Raw genomic sequence first — 21,797 nt, forward strand, 5'->3', positions numbered from 1 at the left:
GTTGGCACGCCGGCCCCTGCCGGGCGCCCCGGCCGAGCCCCAGAATCGGCCACCATGACCATCCTCGCGCCAGTGCTCATCGGCCTCCAGTACGTATGCCTCAACGCGTTCATCCGCGAACCGCACCGCCGCACCGTCAACGCGATCATGGTGGGTGGGGCCGGGGCGGCGTACCTCAGCGGCGGCGGCCTCGGGGTCTGGGAGTTCCCCATCGTCGCGCTGATGACGTACGTGGCCTGGCGGGGCCTACAGTCGTGGACCTGGATCGGCATCGGCTGGCTGCTGCACACCGCCTGGGACGTCGTCCACCATCTGAAGGGGGCGCCGATCATCCCGTTCCTGCCCGGCTCCTCGCACGGCTGCGCCATCTGCGACCCGGTCATCGCCGTCTGGGCCTTCACCGGCGGCTGGTCGGTGGCGGACCTGGTGCGACGGCTGCTGCCGTCTTCGTCGCCGGGCGACGCGACGGCCGCCGGCCCGGGCGTCGGAGGCGCTACCCGAACCAGGTGATCGCCTGGCCGTGCCCGCGGGTCCAGGCGAGCGGCCTGCCATCCAGCGCGAGCACGTTGTGATGCATCTCGGTCGGCGGCGCCGGCAGCGCGTCGTAGCGCAGCACGTCCGGCGCCTCGTTCGCGATCCAGTGGCTGGGCAGCGCGCGCACCACCTCCGCGAACGCGGCCCGGCGGGTCTCCGGCACCAGGTACAGCACCGAGGTGTGGAACACCACCAGGGTGGCGCCGGCCGGTGCCTGCGCGGCCAGGGCCGGCAGGTCGTCCACCAGGTCGCCCCGGACGAGCAGCGGCGGGTCGGCCGCGGCGACCGCCGCCGCAGCCCGCAACCGGGTACGACGGTGGGTGTGCTCGGGCCAGATGAGCGCGTCCAGCCACGCCACGTCCGCCGGGTAGGTCACGTCGAGCGGGTTCAGATCCAGGCCGGCCCGCCACACCACCTCCGGCCGGCGGGTCGGCGGCGCCATCCCGGTGGCCACGCAGTCGAGGACCGGCTCGCCCCCGCCGAGCAGGTGCTCGCCGTAGCGGTAGGCGTAGCGATCCGGGTAGAGGCACAGGCCGGCGGACGCGCCGACCTCCAGCAACGCGAGCGGCTGCGGCAGCGCGGCGAGCACCGGCAGCAGTACGGCGCACCGTCCGGCCTCGTTCGTCTGGGTCGACCGGGTACGCAGCTCCGCCTCGATCGCCGGCCAGTTCGCCAACGTGTAGGCGTGGAACGCGGCCGGATCCTCGACCGGCCCGCCGAGGAGGCGGACCACGGCGAACAGCAGGTTCGGCTGCCGCTTGGCGGGTGGGAGCGCCTCCAGCAGGGCGAGCAACTCACCGTCCTGGGACACCGCCAGGGCCAGCCGCTCGTACGCGGGGGACATACCGTGCGCCTCGCGGGCGCCGAACCTCGCGTAGGTGGCCGCGGTGGTCATTGCCCCTCCCTTCGTGCCCGGGCGACGGTCCGCCGGGCGTCCCGCCAGGCGATCAGGGCGGTGCGGAGCCGGGGCGAGGAGACGCTCTCCCCGCGACGCCGGGCGGCGAGCTGGTCGATCAGCCAGGCCGGGGCGGCGGCCTGCTGGACGGCTCCGGACTTGGTGAGCAGTTCGCCGGCGCCGAGCGCGTGGCGCCCCCGGGCCATCGAGGTGAGACCGAGGTCGGCGATGACGGGATCCCACCACAGCCACGGACGCCGGGCGGCCCAGGCCCAGTAGCCGGTGAGCTCGGCACGGGCCGCCGCGCGCACGTCGTCGGCGCTCATCGGCGGGAAGACGTCGCGGGGCACGGGGCCGAAGATCGGGTACCCGTGCCGCACCAGCTCGGCCCGGGTGATCCCGGAGAGGATGCGCTGGACGAGCTGCCCGTGGGTCCAGGTCGGATGCCGCACCCCGACGTCGAGCGCCAACGCGGTGTCGACGTAGACGCAGCCGAGGTGCAGCCCTGAGCCGGTGCCGGCGTCGAGGCGCCGGTGCAGATCGGCGAGCGTGGCCTGCCGGGCCGCGTCGACCGGGCCGTCGACCAGGGCGACCAGGTCGAGGTCGCTGACCCGGGGTAGGTAGTCGCCGGTCGCCAGCGATCCGGCGACCAGCAGCCCGCTGACCCAGCCGAGCGCCGCAAGTTCCCGGCCGAACTCCTCGACGACGGGCGGTGACGTCACCATGACGGCAGTCTATGGAGCTTCCGCGCCGCAACCTGCCCTGTGTCGGTGTGAGCGTCGCCATCATCCAGCACCCTCGCTCGGCTGGCGGGACCTACGCCGCCGCGAGATCTCCGCCAGATGCTGGCTCTGGTGCTGGCGGACCATCGCATCCCAGACTTCCTGGTCGAAGTCGGGGTGACGCCGGGAGCAGCTGGAGCCGCAGCTGAATCGTTTGCGACGTCAGGTCCATAGCGTGCGAACCACCATCGGTCAGGCTGCCCGGCACGCGTGGGGCCGTGGCGCCCGACGCCCACCCAGAAACGCCGCGAGCGCGGCAGGAAGCCCTGCCGCGCTCGCGAGACGGTGAAACGTCAGCTGCAGCCGCTGGTGGAGCCGCAGCCCTCGCAGACGTAGCAGCTACCGGCCGGCCGCATCTTCGTACCGCAGGTGAAGCAGAGCGGCGCGTCGGCGGCCTTGCCGATCACGGCCTCCAGCAGCTCGGTGCTGGAGCCCACCGACGGCGCCGGCTTGACGGCGGCGACCTCCGCGACCTCCTGCTTCGGCTGGACAACCGCCTTCGGCTCCGGCGCCTCGACCGGGGCGGAGGCGGCCATCGCGGTGAGGTCCGCACCGTTCGCCTCCGCCTCCGCCTCGGCCTGGAGCTGGGCGGCCCGCTCCTTGGCGGTGAAGATGCCCAGCTCCGCGCGGCGCTCGTACGGCAGGAAGTCCAGGGCCAGGCGACGGAAGATGTAGTCCATCACCGAGGCCGCCATCCGCACGTCCGGGTCGTCGGTCATGCCGGCCGGCTCGAAGCGCATGTTGGTGAACTTGCTGACGTACGTCTCCAGCGGGACGCCGTACTGGAGACCGATGGAGATGGCCACCGAGAAGGCGTCCATCACGCCGGCCAGGGTCGAGCCCTGCTTCGACATCTTGAGGAAGACCTCGCCGAGGCCGTCATCGGGGTACGACGAGGCGGTGAGGTAGCCCTCGGCGCCGCCGACCGAGAAGGAGATGGTCTCCGACGGGCGCTTCTTCGGCAGCCGCTTGCGCACCGGCCGGTACTCGACGACCTTCTCCACCACCTTCTCGACCTGGGCCGGGGCCTCGGTCGACGCGGCGGCCTTGTTCGGCTTGGCGGCCGACAGCGGCTGGCCCACCTTGCAGTTGTCCCGGTAGATCGCCAGCGCCTTGAGGCCGAGCTTCCAGCCCTCGAAGTAGATCTTCTCGACGTCCTCGACGGTCGCCTGCTCCGGCATGTTGACCGTCTTGGAGATGGCGCCGGAGATGAACGGCTGGACGGCCGCCATCATCCGCACGTGGCCCATCGGCGCGATGGACCGCTCGCCCATGGCGCAGTCGAAGACCGGGTAGTGCTCCGGCTTGAGGCCGGGGGCGTCGACCACGTGGCCGTGGTCGGCGATGTGCTCGACGATCGCCTCGACCTGCTCCTCCGGGTAGCCGAGGCTGCGCAGGGCGCGCGGCACGGTCTGGTTGACGATCTGCATCGAGCCGCCGCCGACCAGCTTCTTGAACTTGACCAGGGCCAGGTCCGGCTCGACACCGGTGGTGTCGCAGTCCATCATCAGACCGATGGTGCCGGTCGGGGCGAGCACGCTGGCCTGCGAGTTCCGCCAGCCGTTCTTGTCACCGACCTTGTTGCCCAGGGTCCACTGCTTCGTGGCCTCCCGCTGGATGGCGGTGGCCACCGTGCCGGCCGGCTTGATCGCGTCGTTGGCGGCGGCGTGCTTGCGCATGACCCGCTTGTGCGCCTCGGCGTTGCGGGCGTAGCCGTCGTACGCGCCGACGATGCCGGCCAGCTCGGCCGAGCGGCGGTACGCCGTGCCGGTCATCAGCGAGGTGATCGCCGCGGCGACCTCCCGGCCCTGCGCCGAGTCGTACGGCAGGCCGGAGGCCATCAGCAGCGCACCCAGGTTGGCGTATCCGATGCCGAGCTGCCGGTAGGCGCGGGTGGTCTCGCCGATCTTCTCGGTCGGGAAGTCGGCGAAGCAGATCGAGATGTCCATCGCGGTGATGACCAGCTCGACCGACTTGACGAACTTCGCCACCTCGAAGCTGCCGTCGGCGCGCATGAACTTCATCAGGTTCAGCGAGGCCAGGTTGCACGAGGAGTTGTCCAGGTGCAGGTATTCCGAGCACGGGTTCGACGCGGTGATCCGCCCGGTCTCCGGGCAGGTGTGCCAGTCGTTGATGGTGTCGTCGTACTGCAGGCCGGGGTCGGCGCACTCCCAGGCGGCCTGGGAGATGGTCCGGAACAGCTTCTTGGCGTCGATCGTCTCGATGGTCTGCCCGTCGAGCCGGCCGCGCAGGTCGAAGCCGCCGCCGTTCTCCACCGCGGTCATGAACTCGTCGGAGACCCGGACCGAGTTGTTGGCGTTCTGGTACTGCACGCTGACGATGTCGGCGCCGCCCAGGTCCATGTCGAAGCCGGCGTCCCGGAGCGCGCGGATCTTGTCCTCCTCGCGCGCCTTGGTGACCACGAACTCCTCGATGTCCGGGTGGTCCACGTCGAGGATGACCATCTTGGCCGCGCGCCGAGTGGCGCCGCCGGACTTTATGGTCCCCGCGGACGCGTCCGCGCCGCGCATGAAGCTGACCGGGCCGGAGGCGGTGCCGCCGGAGGAGAGCAGCTCCCTGGAGGAGCGGATCCGGGACAGGTTCACGCCGGAGCCGGAGCCGCCCTTGAAGATCAGCCCCTCCTCCTTGTACCAGTCGAGGATGGAGTCCATCGAGTCGTCGACGGCCAGGATGAAGCACGCGCTGACCTGCTGCGGCGACGGCGTGCCCACGTTGAACCAGACCGGCGAGTTGAAGCTGAACACCTGGTGCAGCAGCATCCAGGTCAGTTCGTGCGCGAAGACCTCCGCGTCGGCCGGGGTGGCGAAGTAGCCGTACTCCTCACCGGCGGTGCGGTAGGTGCCGACCACCCGGTCGATCAGCTGCTTGAGCGACCACTCGCGCTCCGGGGTCCCCACCGCGCCCCGGAAGTACTTGGTGGTCACGATGTTGGCCGCGTTGACGGACCAGGACTCCGGGTACTCCACCCCGCGCTGCTCGAAGTTGATCGAGCCGTCCCGCCAGTTCGTCATCACGACGTCGCGGCGCTCCCAGGCGACCTCGTCGTAGGGGTGCACCCCCTCGGTCGTCCAGACCCGCTCGATCTTCAGCCCCGCCCCGGCCCTGTTCCGTGACTTACTCGTCGTCACGACGTCGCCCCCCTCGATTGCGCGGTCACCCACCGCGCGTTCCAATCTGTCAGTAATCCGAAAGACTTCAGCTGGTCAGGCCGGCGGCCTCGACCGGCTCGTCGCCGGCCCGGGCCCGCGCGGCCGCGCGCAGCGTCTCGATCTCGCGCTCGAAGTCGGCGAGCGAGTCGAACGACCGGTAGACGCTGGCGAACCGCAGGTAGGCCACCTCGTCCAGGTCGCGCAGCGGCCCCAGGATGGCCAGCCCGACCTCGTGGCTGGGGATCTCGGCGGCCCCCTTGGCCCGCACGGTCTCCTCGACCTTCTGCGCCAGCAGCGCGATGGAGTCGTCGTCGACCGGCCGGCCCTGGCACGCCTTGCGCACCCCGCCGATGATCTTGGTGCGGCTGAACGGCTCGGTCACCCCACTGCGCTTGACCACCGCGAGCACCGCCTCCTCGACGGTGGTGAACCGCTTGCCGCACTCCGGGCAGGACCGCCGCCGCCGGATGAGCTGGCCGTCGTCGGCCTCCCGCGAGTCGACCACCCGAGAGTCGGCGTGCCGGCAGTACGGACACCGCATCGCCTGACCTCCTTCATCGACCGCGGGCACCCCGACCGGCTCCGGGCACGCGTCACCGCGACGAAGCCATGTCGGATGGCTGACGCCGGGTTGACGGTACGGGAGTGCGTTCGGTAGTTGAACCCAACCTGTAGGCGACTTACGCCCGTGTGACTACTACATCTAGGGGTCGACCGTATGCCGTCGCCCTAGCGAGGTCAAGTTGGCGCGCGTGTCGCGCGCGTCATCAGAATCACTCACCCGCCCCACCCTTCCCAGGTCGCCGAAAGCCCAACGGCCGACACCTCGGAGGGTTACCGCCCGGCCCTGAACCGTCGCGTTCATTGGAACACGCGTTCGACAGCGACGTACCATTTACCAGAACAGGCGTTCGGAAATCCAGGATTTCGCCACGACACGCCGACAACAGGTCGTACAGATGTTTGAAAATGGCTGATCTCACCTATACGGTCAACAACGACCGGACACGGCGTGTCGCGTCGAGTCGGTCGCCAGCACCAGCACCACCCGAGTACGCACCACGAGCCGCCAAGGCACCCAGCGCCGACCAGGGAGGACGGACGTGACCGAGGACCGGGCCAGCCGGCAGAAGAACCCGCAGCCGATCGACGGGGCGGGTCCGCCGGCGACCCGTCGACCCCGCACCGCGCGCACCCGGGCCGCCCAGCCCGCCGTACGCCCGGTCACACCGGTGGTCAGCACCTTCCCCGACCCGACCACGGTCGACCTGACCGCCCGGCAGCGCCGGATCCTGGAGTTCATCCGCACCTGGGTGGAGCGCCACGGCTACCCGCCGAGCGTGCGCGAGATCGGCGAGGCGGTCGGCCTGGTCTCGCCGTCCAGCGTCGCTTACCAGCTCAAGGAGCTGGAGAAGAAGGGCTTCCTGCGCCGCGACCCGAACCGGCCGCGCGCGGTGGACGTCCGCGCCCCCGGCGACGTGCTCGACGACGAGACCGCCCGCGCGCAGCGGCCCGCCCCGGCGTACGTGCCGATGCTGGGCCGGATCGCCGCCGGTGGCCCGATCCTCGCCGAGCAGGCGGTGGAGGACATCTTCCCCCTACCCCGCGAGCTGGTGGGTGAGGGCGAGGTCTTCATGCTCCAGGTCAAGGGCGACTCGATGCTCGACGCCGCGATCTGCGACGGCGACTGGGTGGTCGTCCGGCAGCAGCCGAACGCCGAGGCCGGCGACATCGTGGCGGCCATGCTCGACGGCGAGGCGACGGTGAAGACCTACCGGCGCCGCGACGGGCACGTCTGGCTGATGCCGCAGAACCCGGCCTTCGACCCGATCCCGGGCGACGACGCCACCATCATGGGTCGCGTGGTCGCCGTGCTGCGCCGGATCTGACCTCCGAACGGGTGACCGCCACCGCGGCGGTCACCCGTGCCACGTCAGTAGCGGTCGCCCCGATACTCCCGGCCGCCGCCGGACACCGGCCCGTACTGGCCCCGCTCGTCGTAGCCGCCGTGGCCCCGGCCGTTGCGCGGGTCCCGGTAGTCCGGCTCGCCTCGGGGCGGCTCGGCACGGCCGCCGCCGTACCCGCCCCCGCCCTGGGGTCCGCCGCCGTGGCCGCCGCGTCCCTGCGGCGGGCGGCCGTACCCGCCACCGCCCTGCTGCGGGCCGCCACCGTAGGCGCTGCCACCCTGCGGGCGGCCACCGCCCCGCTGGCCCCCGCCGTAGACGCCGCCACCACGACCGCCGCCGCGCTCCTGGGGCCGGCCACCGCCGTACACGCCGCCGCCCGCCGGTCGGCCCGGAGCGCCGTTCCCCGGACCGCCGCCGTAGACACCACCGCCACCGCCGTGGCCGCCACCGCCGCCGTAGACCCCGCCGCTGGCGCCCCCGCCGTAGACCCCGCCGCCGCGCGGCGCGCTGTCCGGCCGGTTGCCCGGCGGGAAGGACTCGTCGCCGCGCTCTTCGGCCGGCTCCTCGGCCTTCGCGGGCTTACGGCGGGCGCGCAGGATGCCGACGATGCCGGCGCCGACCATCAGCGCGCCGATCACGCCGACCGCGGCGATCAGGTAGGTGATCTGGTCAAGCGTCAGCCCGTCGAGCCAGGACTTCTCGGCGGTCGCCTTGGTCACCTCCTTGCCAGGGTTCGGCAGCGCCTCCACGCCCTTCGTCGACGGGGTGTAGCTGAGGATGTCGACCGGTTCGGAGGCGTCGAGGAAACCGACGTCGGAGACGGTGACGAAGAGCTTGCCGTCCGGGGTGTAGGAGATGGCCTCGCCGAACAGGTCGGCGAGCGGGGTGACCCGGGGCTTGCCGGTGGTGATCGCCTTGACGATGTCGCCGCCGGCCACGTCGAACTCGAACGCGTCGGCGTAGGTGCGCAGGACGACCTTGGTGCCGTCGGGCGAGCGGGCGGCACCGGTGACCAGCAGTCGGCCCGGCGCGCCCAGCTTGCTGTCGGTGCTGGTCTTGGGCAGGGTGACCTCGCCGACCTTCTTCATCGGCACCGGGTCGGTGTCGCCGTTCTTGAGCTTCGCCTCCGGCGTGAAGATCTCCGACTTGCCCGAGGTGTCCTTGGTGATGATCAACGGCAGGTTGTCGTCACCGATCAGCAGCGCCTCGGCGTCGTGCGGCTCGTTACCCGGGTAGGACAGGCGGTGCAGGACCGGCCTCTTGGACCCGTCGAGCGGCATGGTCCAGACGGCGACCCGCTCTCGGCGGGTCTTGCTGGTGATGTTGTCGCCGGTGTCGGCGATCCAGAGGGTCCTGCCATCCGGACCGAGCGCGAGGTCCTCGGTGTCGAACGGCCCGTCGCCCGAGTAGCGGACCGGCTCCTTCGCGATCTTGCACTTGGCGTCGAGGTAGAAGACCTTCTTGAGGCTGTCCTGCTCGCTGCCGTCGTTGATCACCACGTAGCCGCTGGTGGTGGCGACGAGGCCGGACAGCTCACGCAGCCGCTTGTCCTCGATCGTGCACTTCTTCTTGGGAGCCGCGGCCAGCGCGGAGGCCGTGACGGGAGCCGCCAGGGCGACCCCGGCCGGCGCCACGACCGCGCCGACCAGGCCGAGCGCGATCGTGACCGAGGAGACAGCATGCCGCATGGCGCCAAGTGTCGCACGCCTCGGGTTACGGCCGGGTGACGCCGGACGGCTCACCGGCCGACGCCGACCCGCTCTCCGCTGGCGAGCCGGTCCCCCGCCCGGTACGGCGCCAGTTCGGCGGCGAGCGCCTCGTTGACCCGTACGTGCAGCAGCGTGCCCTCGGGCAGGTGGGAGGTGCTCAGCACCTCGCCCTGCCGGTGCAGCCGGGCCACCAGGTCACCCCGGTCGTACGGGAGCACCGCGCGGACCTCGACCGCCGGGCGCGGCAGCCGCTGCTCGATCGTCTCGCGCAGCCCCTCGATCCCGCCCCCGGTGTGCGCGGAGACGAGGACCGCCTCGGGCCAGATCCGCTTGAGCCGCAGCAGGGTCTCCTCGTCGGCCGCGTCGGTCTTGTTGACCACCAGCAGCTCGGGCAGCCGGTCGGCGCCCACCTCGGCGAGCACCTCACGGACCGCCCGCACCTGCTCCTCCGGGTTCGGGTGGGTGCCGTCGACCACGTGCACCACCAGGTCGGCGTCGGCGACCTCCTCCAGCGTCGAGCGGAACGCCTCGACGATCTGGTGCGGCAGGTGCCGGACGAACCCGACAGTGTCGGAGAGGGTGTAGAGCCGGCCGTCGGAGGTGGTGGCCCGGCGGGTGGTCGGGTCCAGGGTGGCGAACAGCGCGTTCTCCACCAGCACGCCCGCGCCCGTGAGCCGGTTGAGCAGGCTGGACTTGCCGGCGTTGGTGTAGCCGGCGATGGCCACGGCGGGCACCGCGTTGCGCGTCCGGCGGGCGCGCTTGGTCTGGCGTACCGTGGTCATGCTCTTGATCTCGCGGCGCAGCCGGGCGATCCGGTGCCGGATCCGGCGCCGGTCGGTCTCGAGCTTGGTCTCACCGGGGCCGCGCAGGCCCACGCCACCGCCGGCGCCGCCACCGCGGCCGCTACCACCGGTCTGCCGGGAGAGCGTCTCACCCCAACCGCGCAGTCGCGGCAGCAGGTATTCGAGCTGGGCCAGCTCGACCTGGGCCTTACCTTCGCGGCTCTTGGCGTGCTGGGCGAAGATGTCGAGGATCAGCGCCGTCCGGTCGACCACCTTGACCTTGGTGCGCTGCTCCAGGTTGCGCAGCTGCGACGGGGACAGCTCACCGTCGCAGATCACCGTGTCGGCGCCGGTGGAGAGCACCACCGCGCCCAGGTCGTCGACCTTGCCCCGACCGACGTACGTGGCCGGGTCGGGCCGGTTGCGGCGCTGGATCAGCCCCTCGAGCACCTGCGAGCCGGCCGTCTCGGCCAGCGCCGCCAGCTCGGTGAGGCTGTTCTCCGCGTCTTCCTGGGTCCCCTCGGTCCAGACGCCCACCAGGACGACCCGCTCCAGCCGCAGCTGGCGGTATTCGACCTCGGTGATGTCGGTGAGCTCGGTGGAGAGGCCGGGGACCCGCCGCAGCGCCTGCCGCTCCGACAGCTCGTACTCGCCGGTGGTGGCGTCGAGCTCGTCGTCCTCGAAGGGTACGTAGGTCTCCTGGTCTCGCAAACTGCGTCTCCTGTCCGTTCTGTCCGCTGCCGAGGGATTTTCGGCGCGTACGAGCAATCCTGACATGTGGCAACGCCGGATGCACCTGCTATATGCCCGTGGCCGTACCCACCAGTAGCGGGGCCGGCTGCCGGGCAAACTCGACGAGCGAGTAGAAATGCCTGGCGAACCGCAGTGATGACGGAGGAGTTTTCGTGGCCATCAGCCGACTGCCGAGTGCCGGATTCTCGATAACGATCCGGATCGCGGTACCCGCCGACGCCTCCTCCATCGGCCGATTGACCACCGCGGCGGGCGAGGCCGGCGCCATCGTCACCGCGCTCGACGTGGTCGACTCCGACCCGGCGCACGTGATCGTCGACCTCACCTGCGACACCGCCGACGCCAACCACGCCGACCAGGTGGTCGAGGCGCTGACCGCGCTGGAGGGGGTGGACGTCCGCAAGGTCTCCGACCGGACGTTCCTGCTGCACCTCGGCGGCAAGATCGAGGTCAGCTCGAAGGTGGCGCTGCGCACCCGCGACGAGCTGTCCCGCGCGTACACCCCGGGGGTGGCCCGGGTCTGCCAGGCGATCGCCGAGAACCCGGCCGACGCCCGCCGGCTCACCATCAAGCGCAACACGGTCGCCGTGGTCAGCGACGGCTCGGCCGTGCTCGGCCTGGGCAACCTCGGGCCGGCCGCCTCGCTGCCGGTGATGGAGGGCAAGGCGGCGCTGTTCAAGCGCTTCGGCGGGGTGGACGCCTGGCCGGTGGTGCTGGACACCCAGGACACCGACGAGATCGTGGCGATCGTCAAGGCGATCGCGCCCGCGTACGGCGGGATCAACCTGGAGGACATCGCCGCGCCGCGCTGCTTCGAGATCGAGGCCCGGCTGCGCGAGGCGCTGGACATCCCGGTCTTCCACGACGACCAGCACGGCACCGCGATCTGCGTGCTCGCCGCGCTGACCAACGCGCTGCGCGTCGTGGGCAAGCAGCTCGCGGACGTCCGGGTGGTCGTCTCCGGCGCCGGCGCGGCCGGCACGGCGATCATGAAGCTGCTGCTCCGGCAGGGGGTGGGCGACATCATCGCGTACGACCGCCAGGGCGCCCTGCACCGCGGGCTGGCCGACCTCAACCCGGCCTGGCAGTGGCTGGCCGAGCACACCAACAAGGACAACTACGCGGGCGACCTGCGCGGGGCGGTCGAGGGCGCGGACGTGTTCATCGGGGTGAGCGCGCCGAACCTGCTCACCGGCGACGACATCGCCACCATGGCCAAGGACGCCATCGTCTTCGCGCTGGCCAACCCGGACCCGGAGGTGGACCCGCGGGAGGCGCGCAAGTACGCCGCGGTGGTCGCCACCGGTCGCTCCGACCAACCGAACCAGATCAACAACGTGCTCGCCTTCCCGGGCGTCTTCCGCGGCATGCTGGACGCGCACGCGGAGGAGTTCACCGAGGAGATGGCGATCGCGGCGGCCCGGGCCATCGCGGACGTGGTCGGCGAGGACAAGATCAACCCGACGGTGATCGTGCCGAGCGTCTTCGACGCCCGGGTCGCCCCGGCCGTGGCGGCCGCCGTCCGCGCCGCCGCGCAGAACCCGGGCGCCACGCCGCCCCCGGCCGCCGACCCGGGTCCCGCCGACCTCCCCGAGATCGCCGCCGAGGCCAGCGCCATCCCCTGACCGACCCGCCCTCTTGGGTGCGTTGGTTGCCGCTACGCGACAACCAACGCACCCATAGACGCGCCACCGGCCGCCGATCATGACCTTGGCCACACCAATCCGGACAAAACCCTCAGCCAACCTCATGATCGTCGACTGCGGCCGTGTTGACCAAGGGTTTGGGTCGTCAGGGCGCGGGATCGGGACGCAAACTTCTTGATCAACCCGGCCTGGGCGGTGGGGCGAGGCGGGGGCGGTCAGGGGAGCAGGGTGGGAAGGGTGACAGTGCCGGTGGCGACGAGGACGGCGGGGCCGGAGAGCCAGCAGGAGTCGTCGGTCACGGTCACCGTGAGGCGGCCGCCGGGGACGTCCACGGCCATGGTGCCGGTGTCCCGGCCGGCGTCCCGCAGGGCCACCGCGGCCACGGCACAGGCCCCAGTGCCGCAGGAGAGCGTCTCGGCGGAGCCCCGCTCGTAGACCCGCATCCGCACGTGCCCGTCGGTGCCGGCGACCGGCTCGCCGGGGGCGGTGAACTCGACGTTCACCCCGGCGGGGAAGACCGCCGGATCCACGTCGGGTGCCCGGGTGAGATCCAGGCCGGCCAGCTCCAGGGCGGCGGGCAGGGCGCAGACCAGGTGCGGGTTGCCCACGTCCACCGCCGCGCCGGTCAGGGTCAGTCCGCCCAGGGCGGCGGTGGAGGTGTCGTACACCCGGGGGCGGCGCATCTCGACGGCGATGGCCTCCCCCTCGACCCGCGCGTGCACGACGCCGGCCCGGGTGGCCACCGGCAGCGCCGCACCCGACGGGGTGGCCAGCCCGGTCTCCAGCAGGTAGCGCACGAAGACCCGGGCACCGTTGCCGCACATCTCCGCGAACGAGCCGTCGGAGTTCCAGTAGTCCATGAACCACTCGGCCTCACCGGCCAGGGCCGCGCCCTCCGGGTGCTTGGCGGCCCGCACCACCCGCAGCACGCCGTCCCCGCCGATCCCGCGCCGCCGGTCGCAGAGCGCGGCGACCAGGCCCGGCGCCAGGTCGAGCGCCCCGTCCGGGTCGGGCAGGATGACGAAGTCGTTGCCGGTGCCGTGGCCCTTGGTGAACTCCACGCCCCCATCATTGCCGATGCTCGGCGACCACCCGCAGCGCAGTGTCGAGAAACGAAGGCGAGGCCGAGTCCAGCCAGTGGATCCGCGGGTCGCGCCGGAACCAGGACCGCTGCCGCCGGACGAACCGGCGGGTGGCCCGAATCGTCTCGGCGTGCGCCTCGGCCTCGGTCAGCTCCCCGGCCAGGAACCGCAGCACCTGCTGGTAGCCGAGGGCCCGGCTGGCCGTACGCCCCTCGGGCAGGCCGCGGCCGACCAGCGTCTGCGTCTCGGCCACCAGCCCGTCGGCCCACATCCGGTCCACCCGCAACGCGATCCGCTCGTCCAGCAGCGCGGTGTCCAGGTCCACGCCGAGCTGCACCGACGGGTAGTACGGCGTCGGCTCGGGCAGCGAGGCGGTGAACGGCGCCCCCGTCAGCTCGATCACTTCGAGTGCCCGGACGATCCGCCGCCCGTTGGTCGGCAGGATGCCGGCCGCCGCCACCGGGTCGGCCGCCTGCAGCCGGGCGTACAGCGGGGCCGGGCCGGCCACCACCAGCTCCGCCTCCAGCCGCTCCCGCACCGCCGGGTCGGTGCCGGGGAACTCGAACTGCTCCAGCACCGCCCGCACGTACAGGCCGGAGCCGCCGACCAGCAGCGGCACCTTCCCCCGGGCCAGGATGTCGTCGACCGCGGCGCGGGCCAGCCGCTGATACTCGGCGACGCTGGCCGGCTCGGTCACCTCCCAGATGTCGAGCAGGTGGTGCGGCACGCCGTCGCGCTCGGCCAGGGTCAGCTTGGCGGTGCCGATGTCCATGCCCCGATAGAGCTGCATCGAGTCGGCGTTGACCACCTCGCCGTCGAGGGCGTGCGCGAGGGCGATGCTCAGCGCCGACTTCCCGGCCGCGGTCGGACCGACCACGGCCACCACCGGGCCGGTCACCGCTGCTCCCGGTCCCAGTTCGCCACGAAGTAGGAGACCCCGTAGGGGGCCCGGTAGTAGCCCAGGTCACCGCGCCAGTCGCCGCCGGCCCCGCGGACCGCGCCGGCCAGCACCTGCCAGGGCGCCCGCCCGGCGACCTTCAGCTCCGCGGACCGTACCGGATCCAGGCCGAGCAGGGCCGCGGCGTCCGCGCCGGCCAGGGCCCGGGCCACCCCGTCGTCGTACGCCTCGGCGCGCGGGTCGTCGTAGCCGGGCGCCCCGGTGCCCCGGCACGCCGACCCGTCCCCCAGCACCAGCACCGCGGCACGCCGCTCGGTCTCGCCGGCGAGGGCCGCCCCGAGCTCGGCGCACTCCGCCGGCGTCGCGCCGTCGGCGACGGACCGGGCCAGCCGGGGCAGCTCGGTGCCGGTCCGGCCGACCAGCCACGCGCCGACGGTGAGGCTCAACGGCAGGACCTCCGCCCCGGAGCAGGCCGTCTTCCACAACCGCACCGGCCGGTCGAGGCCGTAGCCGCGCAGCGACCCCGAGTCGGCGGAGCCGAAGACCCTGCTCTCCGGCCCGCCGCCCACCAGCAGGATCACCTCGGGAGCGGCGGCGAGCAGCCGGGCCAGGGCGCCGTCGGCCGCGGCGCGGAGGTCGTCCAGCTCACCGGCGGCGGCGCCGGCCAGTTCGGGCACGATCAGGGGCGGATGGGGGCAGACGGCGGCGGCGACCAGAGGCACGGGTCCAACCTATCCGTACCCCCCGGTGCGTCCCCGCGCCGATCCGGTCATCGGGGCCCTACGACACCGTATGGTCACGGTCGACGACAGGCGCTCGACACGGACCGGGTCGGACCTGTGACAATGCCGGAAGTAACTTTGCTGCGCCGTGGCGGCGATCGCGGGACCTCCCGTCGACGCCGGGAGAACGAGGATGGGCACATGAGCGACTGGACTGCCTTCGGACGGGTGGACGAGGACGGCACCGTCTACGTCAAGACCGCCGAAGGCGAGCGGGTGGTCGGATCCTGGCAGGCGGGAGCCCCGGAGGAGGGGCTGGCCCACTTCGCCCGGCGGTTCGCTGATCTGGTGACGGAGGTGGACCTGACCGAGGCCCGGCTCAACTCGGGCGCGGCGGACGCCGGCCACTCGCTGACCACGATCAAGCGGATCCGCGCCTCGCTGGCCGAGGCACACGTGGTCGGCGACATCGACGCGCTGGCCGCGCGCCTGGACAAGCTGGCCGCGACGGCCGAGGAGAAGGCCGGCGAGGCCAGGGCGGCCCGGGACGCCGCCCGGAGCGAGGCGCTGGCCCGCAAGACCGCCCTGGTGGACGAGGCGGAGAAGCTGGCCGCCGAGTCGACCGGCTGGAAGACCGCCGGGGACCGGCTCAAGGAGATCCTCGACGAGTGGAAGACCATCCGCGGGGTCGACAAGAAGACCGACGGTGAGCTGTGGAAGCGGTTCGCCGCCGCCCGGGACGGCTTCACCCGCCGGCGGGGTGCCCACTTCGCCTCCCTCGACCAGCAGCGCAAGCAGGCGCAGTCGATCAAGGAGGAGCTGGTCACCGAGGCCGAGAAGCTCAAGGAATCCACCGACTGGGGCGTCACCGCCAACCAGCTCAAGGACCTGATGGCCCGGTGGAAGTCCGCACCGCGGGCGTCCAAGGAGGCCGAGCAGAAGCTCTGGGAACGGTTCCGGGCGGCGCAGGACGAGTTCTTCACCCGGCGCAGTGAGGTCTTCTCGGCGCGGGACAACGAGCAGCGCGCCAACCTGGAGCGCAAGCAGGCCCTGCTCGCCGAGGCCGAGGGGCTCGACATCGACGGCGACCCGAAGGGCGCCCAGGCGAAGCTGCGGGACATCCAGGCGCAGTGGCACGAGGCCGGCCGGGTGCCCCGGGAGGCCGCCGCCGGGCTGGAGCGCCGGCTGCGCGTCGTGGACGAGAAGGTCCGCGAGGTGATGGACTCGGCGTGGCGGCGTACCACCAAGGAGGACAGCCCGCTGCTGGCCCAGATGCGTACGCAGGTCGCCGAGGCCGAGGAGCGGCTGGCCCGGGCGCAGGCCGCCGGCGACACCCGGCGGATCAAGGAGGCCGAGCAGGCGCTCGCCTCGAAGCGGCAGTTCCTCCAGCTGGCCGAGCAGGCAAGCTGAACTGAGCACACCCGGGAGCCCCCGGTCCCGCCACGGGACCGGGGGCTCCCGCATATCCCGGTCCCCTGCTCCCTGCGCCAAAACCATGCTCGAACCGGGAAGTAGTGGCATCGACGCGAGCCGGAGGCCACTCGATCCAGGATCGAGCGCGATCTTGCGGATGGAACACCGCGGGACGAGGCGGGAAAGCGCCTTCTCCACAGGGTTCGGGCGGGTGGTTGACGCATCGAGGTGGGCTGATCAGAATGGCGGCAGAGCCAGGTCGAGCTCCGGCGCGAGGGCACCGACGGCGAGTCCCGCCGTCGCGGGTCGCCGGTGATCCCCCACGAGTGGCCGTCCACGTGACACGGCCCGTCGCTGCTGTCCGCGTACTCGATGACGAGCGGGCCGTCTCCCCTGGTCCTTCCGCCCGCGGCGCCTGCGCGGCGCGGGCATCCGAAGTGGAGCTCGCATGCACCGACCCACCGCCCTCGGCGGCGCCCTCGTGGCGCTCGCCACCGCCGCGGCCGGCGTCCTCGTCGCCGCCGCCGTCAGCACCGCCCCGGCCGCTGCCGCCGTCGCCGGGACCGGCACCGGTTACCTGCACACCAGCGGCAACAAGATCGTCGACAGCACGGGCGCCACGGTCCGGCTGACCGGCATCAACTGGTTCGGCATGGAGACCGACAACAAGACCTTCCACGGTCTGTGGTCGAGCAACCCGTGGCGCAGCCAACTCGACACCATGGCCCGGCTGGGCTACAACACGCTGCGCGTCCCGTACTCGAACGACGCCTTGAAGCCGGGCGCGACGGCCACCGGGATCAACGACTACGTCAACCCGGACCTGGTCGGGCTCTCCCCGCTGCAGATCCTCGACAAGGTCATCGACTATGCCGGCGGCAAGGGGATGCGGATCATCCTGGACCGCCACCGGCCCACCTCGGCCGGCCAGTCGCCGCTCTGGTACACCTCCACCGTCTCGGAGGCGACCTGGATCGCCGACTGGAAGACCCTCGCCCGGCGGTACGCGAACAACCCCACGGTGATCGGCGCCGACCTGCACAACGAGCCGCACGCCGAGGGCACCAACCCGGCCGCCACCGGCGCCTGCTGGGGCTGCGGCGTCGCCGCCCGCGACTGGCGGCTGGCCGCCGAGCGGGCCGGCAACGAGATCCTCGCGGTGCAGCCGAACTGGCTGATCTTCGTGGAGGGGGTGAGCTGCCCCAGCGGCGGCCTGTCGAACGTCTGGGACGGCGACCCGAGCAACGACGAGGACTGTGGCTGGTGGGGCGGAAACCTGTCCAAGGCCGGGCAGTTCCCGGTCCGGCTGAACGTGGCCAACCGGCTGGTCTACTCCCCGCACGAGTACGCGACCTCCGTCTACCGCCAGGCCTGGTTCGACGACCCGACGTACCCGGCGAACATGCCGGCGATCTGGGACCGGTACTGGGGCTACCTCCACAAGCAGAACATCGCGCCGATCATGATGGGCGAGTTCGGCACCACGCTCCAGGACCCGAAGGACCGGGTGTGGCTGCAGAACCTGATGGCCTACACCGGGACCGGGGTGAACGGGATGTCCTTCACCTACTGGTCGTGGAACCCGAACTCGGGTGACACCGGCGGCATCGCGAACGACGACTGGACCACGATCAACCAGGCCAAGCAGGACATCCTCCAGCCGTACCTGATCCCGCCCGTGGGTGGCGGGGGCGGCCCGAGCCCGACACCCACCGGATCGTCCTCGCCGCCGCCGGCGACCGGCGCCTGCACTGCCGGCTATCAGCAGGTGAACGCGTGGCAGGGCGGCTTCCAGGGCGAGTTGACCGTGCAGAACAACGGCACCGGCGCGGTGAACCCGTGGTCGGTGACCTGGACCTGGCCGGCCGGGGTCACCCTGGCCAGCGGCTGGAACGCGACTGTCACCCAGTCCGGCACGACCGTCACCGCCGCCGCCCCGGACTGGGCGAGGTCGCTCGCGCCGGGCGCCTCGGTGACCATCGGCTTCACCGCCAACGGCACGGCCGCCACCCCCGCCGCCGTGAAGCTCAACGGCACGGCCTGCTGAGGCCCGACATCCCGCCGGGACCGGTCGGGGCTCCGCCGTCCGGCGGGGCCCCGATCGGTCAGTGGGCGGCGCAGCCGGTCGCGGGCGTGGGCACCGCGGCCGGCGCGCCGATCGTGGGCAGCCCCAGCAGCACGCCCGGGGTACGCGGGGCGCGCCCCGCCTCGGCGGCGTCGCCGGCCCGGGTACGCCGGTGCGACAGCGGCTCGCCGTCGGCGTTGAGGTGGTGCGGCGCGGCGTACGTGACGGTGGTGTGGACGATGTCGCCGGGGCGGATCTGCCCGGCCAGACTGCCGGCATCGAAGTGCACGAGGCGGCCGTCCCGGGCCCGGCCGGACATCCGGCCGGTGCGCTCGTCCTTGCGTCCCTCGCCGACGGCGACCAGCACCTCGACGGTCTCCCCCACGAGCTTCTTGTTCTCCGCCCAGGTGATCTCCTCCACCGTCGCGATCAGCCGCTCGTACCGCTCCTGCACGACCTGCTTGGGGAGTTGGCCGTCCATGGTCGCGGCCGGGGTGCCAGGGCGCTTGGAGTACTGGAAGGTGAACGCCGAGGCGAACCGGGCCTCGCGGACCACGTCGAGGGTCCGCTCGAAGTCGGCGTCGGTCTCGCCGGGAAAGCCGACGATGATGTCCGTGGTGATCGCCGCGTCCGGCATGGCCGCCCGGACCTTCTCGATGATGCCCAGGTATCGCTCCGACCGGTACGAGCGGCGCATGGCCCGCAGCACGTCGTCGGAGCCCGACTGCAACGGCATGTGCAGCGAGTGGCAGACGTTCGGCGTCTCGGCCATCGCGGCGATCACGTCGTCGGTGAAGTCCTTCGGGTGCGGGCTGGTGAATCGGACCCGTTCCAGGCCCTCGATGTCGCCGCAGGCGCGCAGCAGCTTGCCGAACGCGTACCGGTCGCCGAACTCCACCCCGTAGGAGTTGACGTTCTGCCCGAGCAGGGTCACCTCCAGCACGCCCTCGTCGACCAGGGCGCGCACCTCGGAGAGGATGTCGCCGGGGCGGCGGTCCTTCTCCTTGCCGCGCAGCGACGGCACGATGCAGAACGTGCAGGTGTTGTTGCAGCCCACGGAGATCGACACCCAGCCGGCGTACGTCGACTCGCGCCGGGTGGGCAGCGTGGAGGGGAAGACCTCGAGCGACTCGAGGATCTCCACCTCGGCGGCGGCGTTGTGCCGGGCCCGCTCCAGCAGCACCGGCAGCGAGCCGATGTTGTGCGTGCCGAAGACCACATCCACCCAGGGGGCCTTGCGGACGATCTCGCCGCGGTCCTTCTGAGCCAGGCAGCCGCCGACCGCGATCTGCATCCCGGGGTGCTTGTCCTTCACCGGACGCAGATGACCGAGGTTGCCGTAGAGCCGGTTGTCCGCGTTCTCCCGGACCGCGCAGGTGTTGAACACCACCACGTCGGGCTGCTCGTCGGCCTCGGCGGCGCGCACGTAACCGGCCTGTTCGAGCAGGCCGGAGATGCGCTCGGAGTCGTGCACGTTCATCTGGCAGCCGTACGTGCGCACCTGGTAGGTACGCGGGCTGCCCGCGGCTGCGGTAGTCATGACCCGGACAGCGTATCCGGGCCGAAGCCCGGCACCCCACCCACCGCCCGGGCCTGACCCCGGCCGGCCCGGCCGTGCCGGGTCCGCTCAGGCGGCGGCGAGCGCGGGAGCGACCGAGTCGGGGGCCCAGCGCGAGCGGTGGCACTGCGACCAGCCCCGGCACCCGGGGTGGGCGACGGTGCAGAGCCGCTGGTCGCTGAGCACCTCGCCCTCGTCGGTCTCGACCACGTCGAAGTGCACCGGGCGGATCGTGCCGTCCGGGGCGACCAGCAGGTGCCGTCCGGCGTCGAGGGTGTCGTCGCGCATCAGGCAGTTGCGGTCCAGCAGCCGGGCCAGCGCCGCGATGCTGGGCAGCTCGGGCAGGCGCTCGGGCACCCCGTAACAGTCGACCATGGTGCCGTACACCCCCGGCGCCTCCCAGACGTCACAGACCACCGCGTACGCGGGCAGTCGGGCCGGGTCGGCGACGGCGAGGGGCATCACCACCCGGCCGAGCGCCTCGGCCAGCGCCGGGTAGACCTCCACGGGCGCCGCGCCGTCAATTCTCCAGTTCCACAGCTCGGTCATGCCGCCTCCTCGCTGTGCTCGTCCCACCGGCCTCCGGATCGGGCCTTACTGACGATGGTGGGGTGCATTTGACCTCAGCCGGGGGCAAGTTACCGGTCTGTGACCATTCCGGGCAAAATTTCCTCGAGCGTCATCGCTTCGAGTAGCGGGAAGATGACAGTTTATCGGGTATGGTGCCCCGTCCGGGAGAGCGACATGGCGGTCAGCGGACCCGGATCAGGTGCTCGCTGGCGGGCAGCAGCTCGCCGATCACCGTGCCGCCGGGGATCTCGCCCGCCACCAGCAGCCCGCCGGAGGTCTGCGCGTCGGCCAGCAGCAGCCGCTCCCCCTCGTCGAGGCCGCCGAAGTCGGTCCACGGGGTCACCCAGTCCAGGTTCCGGCGGGTGCCGCCGCTGACGTACCCGTCCCGCAGCGCCTCCCGGGCACCGGGCAGGTAGGGCACGGCCGCGGCGTCGATGGCGATGGTGAGCCGGCTGGCCCGGGCCAGCTTCGAGGCGTGCCCGAGCAGCCCGAACCCGGTGACGTCGGTGCCGCAACGGATGCCGGCGGCGATCGCCGCCCGGGCCGCGTCCCGGTTGAGCCGGGTCATCGAGGCGACCGCCTCCGGGAACCGCTCCCCGGTCCGCTTGTGCCGGCTGTTCAGCACCCCGACGCCGAGCGGCTTGGTCAGCGACAACGGCAGGCCGGCCCGGCCGGCGTCCAGGGTGATGAGTTCCTCCGGCCGCACCACGCCGCTGACCGCCAGGCCGTACTTCGGGCCGTCATCGTCCACGCTGTGCCCGCCGGCCAGGTGGCAGCCGGCCTCCCGGGCGACGTCCTGGCCGCCGCGCAGCACCTCCCGGGCCAACTCCACCGGCAGCACCTCCCGGGGCCAGCAGAGCAGGTTGAGCGCGACCAGTGGGGTGCCGCCCATGGCGTACACGTCGGAAAGCGCGTTGGTCGCGGCGATCCGGCCCCAGTCGTACGCGTCGTCCACCACCGGGGTGAAGAAGTCCGCCGTGCTCACCAGGCCGGTCCGCTCGTCCAGCCGGACCACCGCGGCGTCGTCGCCGTGGTCGAGGCCGACCAGCAGGTCGGCGGCGCCGGCGGCCGGGCCGAGCCCGGCGACCATCGCCTCCAGCTCGCCGGGCGGAATCTTGCAGGCGCAGCCGCCGCCGCGGGCGTAATCGGTCAGCCGGAGCGGATGGGTCATCCCCACATGATCTCCGCGCGGTGCCCGGTCCGCCACCGGAGCGGGCCGGTACGTGGCAGAAATCGGACTCCCCGGTACGTGGGCGACCGGTGTTACCTCACTGTGACCGTTCGAGTTGCGTTCCGCCATGTGGCCCCGCC

Annotated in this window: 17 protein-coding genes; 5 read left to right on the plus strand and 12 right to left on the minus strand. The window is 72.2% G+C overall.

Annotation, left to right across the window (positions count from 1 at the left end):
• Positions 1-54: 54 nt before the first annotated feature.
• A complete protein-coding gene (locus tag ABZ783_RS00875; protein WP_357433403.1) occupies positions 55-510 on the plus strand; it encodes a DUF6010 family protein in 456 nt (151 codons plus the stop codon).
• On the opposite strand, the gene ABZ783_RS00880 is transcribed toward ABZ783_RS00875, so the two are convergent.
• The 4 genes from ABZ783_RS00880 to nrdR all read right to left on the minus strand — a co-directional run bounded on the left by ABZ783_RS00880 (position 494) and on the right by nrdR (position 5,922).
• Positions 494-1,429 carry a DUF2332 domain-containing protein gene (locus ABZ783_RS00880; protein WP_357433405.1) on the minus strand — a complete coding sequence of 312 codons (936 nt, stop codon included), beginning with the start codon at positions 1,427-1,429 and terminating at the stop codon, positions 494-496. The genes ABZ783_RS00875 and ABZ783_RS00880 overlap by 17 nt on opposite strands.
• Positions 1,426-2,154 (minus strand): nucleotidyltransferase domain-containing protein, encoded by a 729-nt coding sequence (locus ABZ783_RS00885; protein WP_357433407.1) that lies wholly within the window; start codon positions 2,152-2,154, stop codon positions 1,426-1,428. Before ABZ783_RS00885 ends, ABZ783_RS00880 begins: the two co-directional genes overlap by 4 nt.
• Positions 2,155-2,504: 350 nt before the next feature.
• The gene (locus ABZ783_RS00890; RefSeq protein ID WP_357434287.1) at positions 2,505-5,378 is read right to left on the minus strand and encodes a vitamin B12-dependent ribonucleotide reductase; all 2,874 of its coding nucleotides are present in this window, start codon (positions 5,376-5,378) and stop codon (positions 2,505-2,507) included.
• Positions 5,379-5,427: 49 nt separating this feature from the next.
• On the minus strand, positions 5,428-5,922 hold the full coding sequence (gene nrdR / locus ABZ783_RS00895) for a transcriptional regulator NrdR (protein ID WP_357433409.1): 495 nt from the start codon (positions 5,920-5,922) through the stop codon (positions 5,428-5,430).
• 562 nt (positions 5,923-6,484) lie between these two features.
• Between nrdR and lexA the strand changes: the two genes are divergently transcribed.
• A complete protein-coding gene (gene lexA / locus ABZ783_RS00900) occupies positions 6,485-7,270 on the plus strand; it encodes a transcriptional repressor LexA (RefSeq protein ID WP_357433411.1) in 786 nt (261 codons plus the stop codon).
• Positions 7,271-7,314: 44 nt separating this feature from the next.
• Here lexA and ABZ783_RS00905 read toward each other — a convergent pair whose 3' ends face one another.
• Positions 7,315-8,976: a hypothetical protein gene (locus ABZ783_RS00905; protein ID WP_357433413.1), complete on the minus strand. Its 1,662-nt coding sequence runs from the start codon at positions 8,974-8,976 to the stop codon at positions 7,315-7,317.
• 50 nt (positions 8,977-9,026) lie between these two features.
• Positions 9,027-10,490, minus strand: a complete 1,464-nt coding sequence (gene hflX, locus ABZ783_RS00910) for a GTPase HflX (protein WP_357433415.1) — start codon at positions 10,488-10,490, stop codon at positions 9,027-9,029.
• A gap of 194 nt (positions 10,491-10,684) precedes the next feature.
• Here hflX and ABZ783_RS00915 point away from each other — a divergent pair, with 194 nt between their 5' ends.
• Positions 10,685-12,157 (plus strand): NAD-dependent malic enzyme, encoded by a 1,473-nt coding sequence (locus ABZ783_RS00915; protein ID WP_073832656.1) that lies wholly within the window; start codon positions 10,685-10,687, stop codon positions 12,155-12,157.
• 236 nt (positions 12,158-12,393) lie between these two features.
• Here ABZ783_RS00915 and dapF read toward each other — a convergent pair whose 3' ends face one another.
• From dapF to ABZ783_RS00930, 3 genes are read right to left on the minus strand one after another with little or no spacing between them, the layout of a single operon-like run.
• The gene (gene dapF / locus ABZ783_RS00920; protein WP_357433417.1) at positions 12,394-13,239 is read right to left on the minus strand and encodes a diaminopimelate epimerase; all 846 of its coding nucleotides are present in this window, start codon (positions 13,237-13,239) and stop codon (positions 12,394-12,396) included.
• Positions 13,240-13,246: 7 nt separating this feature from the next.
• Entirely contained in the window at positions 13,247-14,158 is a 912-nt protein-coding gene (miaA, locus tag ABZ783_RS00925) for a tRNA (adenosine(37)-N6)-dimethylallyltransferase MiaA (protein WP_357433419.1), read from the minus strand.
• Positions 14,155-14,880: a hypothetical protein gene (locus tag ABZ783_RS00930; RefSeq protein ID WP_357433421.1), complete on the minus strand. Its 726-nt coding sequence runs from the start codon at positions 14,878-14,880 to the stop codon at positions 14,155-14,157. The genes miaA and ABZ783_RS00930 overlap by 4 nt, the downstream gene beginning before the upstream one ends.
• 201 nt (positions 14,881-15,081) lie before the next feature.
• Here ABZ783_RS00930 and ABZ783_RS00935 point away from each other — a divergent pair, with 201 nt between their 5' ends.
• Complete coding sequence (locus ABZ783_RS00935; RefSeq protein WP_357433423.1) at positions 15,082-16,290, plus strand: DUF349 domain-containing protein; 1,209 nt, start codon at positions 15,082-15,084, stop codon at positions 16,288-16,290.
• Positions 16,291-16,741: 451 nt separating this feature from the next.
• Positions 16,742-18,340, plus strand: a complete 1,599-nt coding sequence (locus ABZ783_RS00940; protein WP_357433425.1) for a cellulase family glycosylhydrolase — start codon at positions 16,742-16,744, stop codon at positions 18,338-18,340.
• Positions 18,341-18,398: 58 nt separating this feature from the next.
• Here ABZ783_RS00940 and miaB read toward each other — a convergent pair whose 3' ends face one another.
• The 3 genes from miaB to selD form a co-directional block, all read right to left on the minus strand.
• A complete protein-coding gene (gene miaB, locus ABZ783_RS00945) occupies positions 18,399-19,898 on the minus strand; it encodes a tRNA (N6-isopentenyl adenosine(37)-C2)-methylthiotransferase MiaB (protein WP_357433427.1) in 1,500 nt (499 codons plus the stop codon).
• A gap of 87 nt (positions 19,899-19,985) precedes the next feature.
• On the minus strand, positions 19,986-20,465 hold the full coding sequence (locus ABZ783_RS00950; protein ID WP_357433429.1) for a hypothetical protein: 480 nt from the start codon (positions 20,463-20,465) through the stop codon (positions 19,986-19,988).
• A 202-nt stretch (positions 20,466-20,667) separates the two neighbouring features.
• Entirely contained in the window at positions 20,668-21,657 is a 990-nt protein-coding gene (gene selD, locus ABZ783_RS00955; protein ID WP_357433431.1) for a selenide, water dikinase SelD, read from the minus strand.
• Between the last annotated feature and the right edge of the window lie 140 nt (positions 21,658-21,797).

It is taken from the genome of Micromonospora sp. NPDC047738 (genome assembly GCF_040642675.1).
In the GTDB taxonomy this organism is placed as follows: domain Bacteria; phylum Actinomycetota; class Actinomycetes; order Mycobacteriales; family Micromonosporaceae; genus Micromonospora.

What these genes read in the sequence shown, in the direction of transcription:
- ABZ783_RS00875 (WP_357433403.1), top strand. Translation starts at nt 55, where the DNA reads ATGACCATCCTCGCGCCAGTGCTCATCGGCCTCCAGTACGTATGCCTC.
- miaB (WP_357433427.1), bottom strand. Translation starts at nt 19,898, where the DNA reads ATGACTACCGCAGCCGCGGGCAGCCCGCGTACCTACCAGGTGCGCACG.
- nrdR (WP_357433409.1), bottom strand. Translation starts at nt 5,922, where the DNA reads ATGCGGTGTCCGTACTGCCGGCACGCCGACTCTCGGGTGGTCGACTCG.
- selD (WP_357433431.1), bottom strand. Translation starts at nt 21,657, where the DNA reads ATGACCCATCCGCTCCGGCTGACCGATTACGCCCGCGGCGGCGGCTGC.
- ABZ783_RS00935 (WP_357433423.1), top strand. Translation starts at nt 15,082, where the DNA reads ATGAGCGACTGGACTGCCTTCGGACGGGTGGACGAGGACGGCACCGTC.
- ABZ783_RS00905 (WP_357433413.1), bottom strand. Translation starts at nt 8,976, where the DNA reads ATGCGGCATGCTGTCTCCTCGGTCACGATCGCGCTCGGCCTGGTCGGC.
- ABZ783_RS00950 (WP_357433429.1), bottom strand. Translation starts at nt 20,465, where the DNA reads ATGACCGAGCTGTGGAACTGGAGAATTGACGGCGCGGCGCCCGTGGAG.
- ABZ783_RS00880 (WP_357433405.1), bottom strand. Translation starts at nt 1,429, where the DNA reads ATGACCACCGCGGCCACCTACGCGAGGTTCGGCGCCCGCGAGGCGCAC.
- ABZ783_RS00885 (WP_357433407.1), bottom strand. Translation starts at nt 2,154, where the DNA reads ATGGTGACGTCACCGCCCGTCGTCGAGGAGTTCGGCCGGGAACTTGCG.
- ABZ783_RS00940 (WP_357433425.1), top strand. Translation starts at nt 16,742, where the DNA reads ATGCACCGACCCACCGCCCTCGGCGGCGCCCTCGTGGCGCTCGCCACC.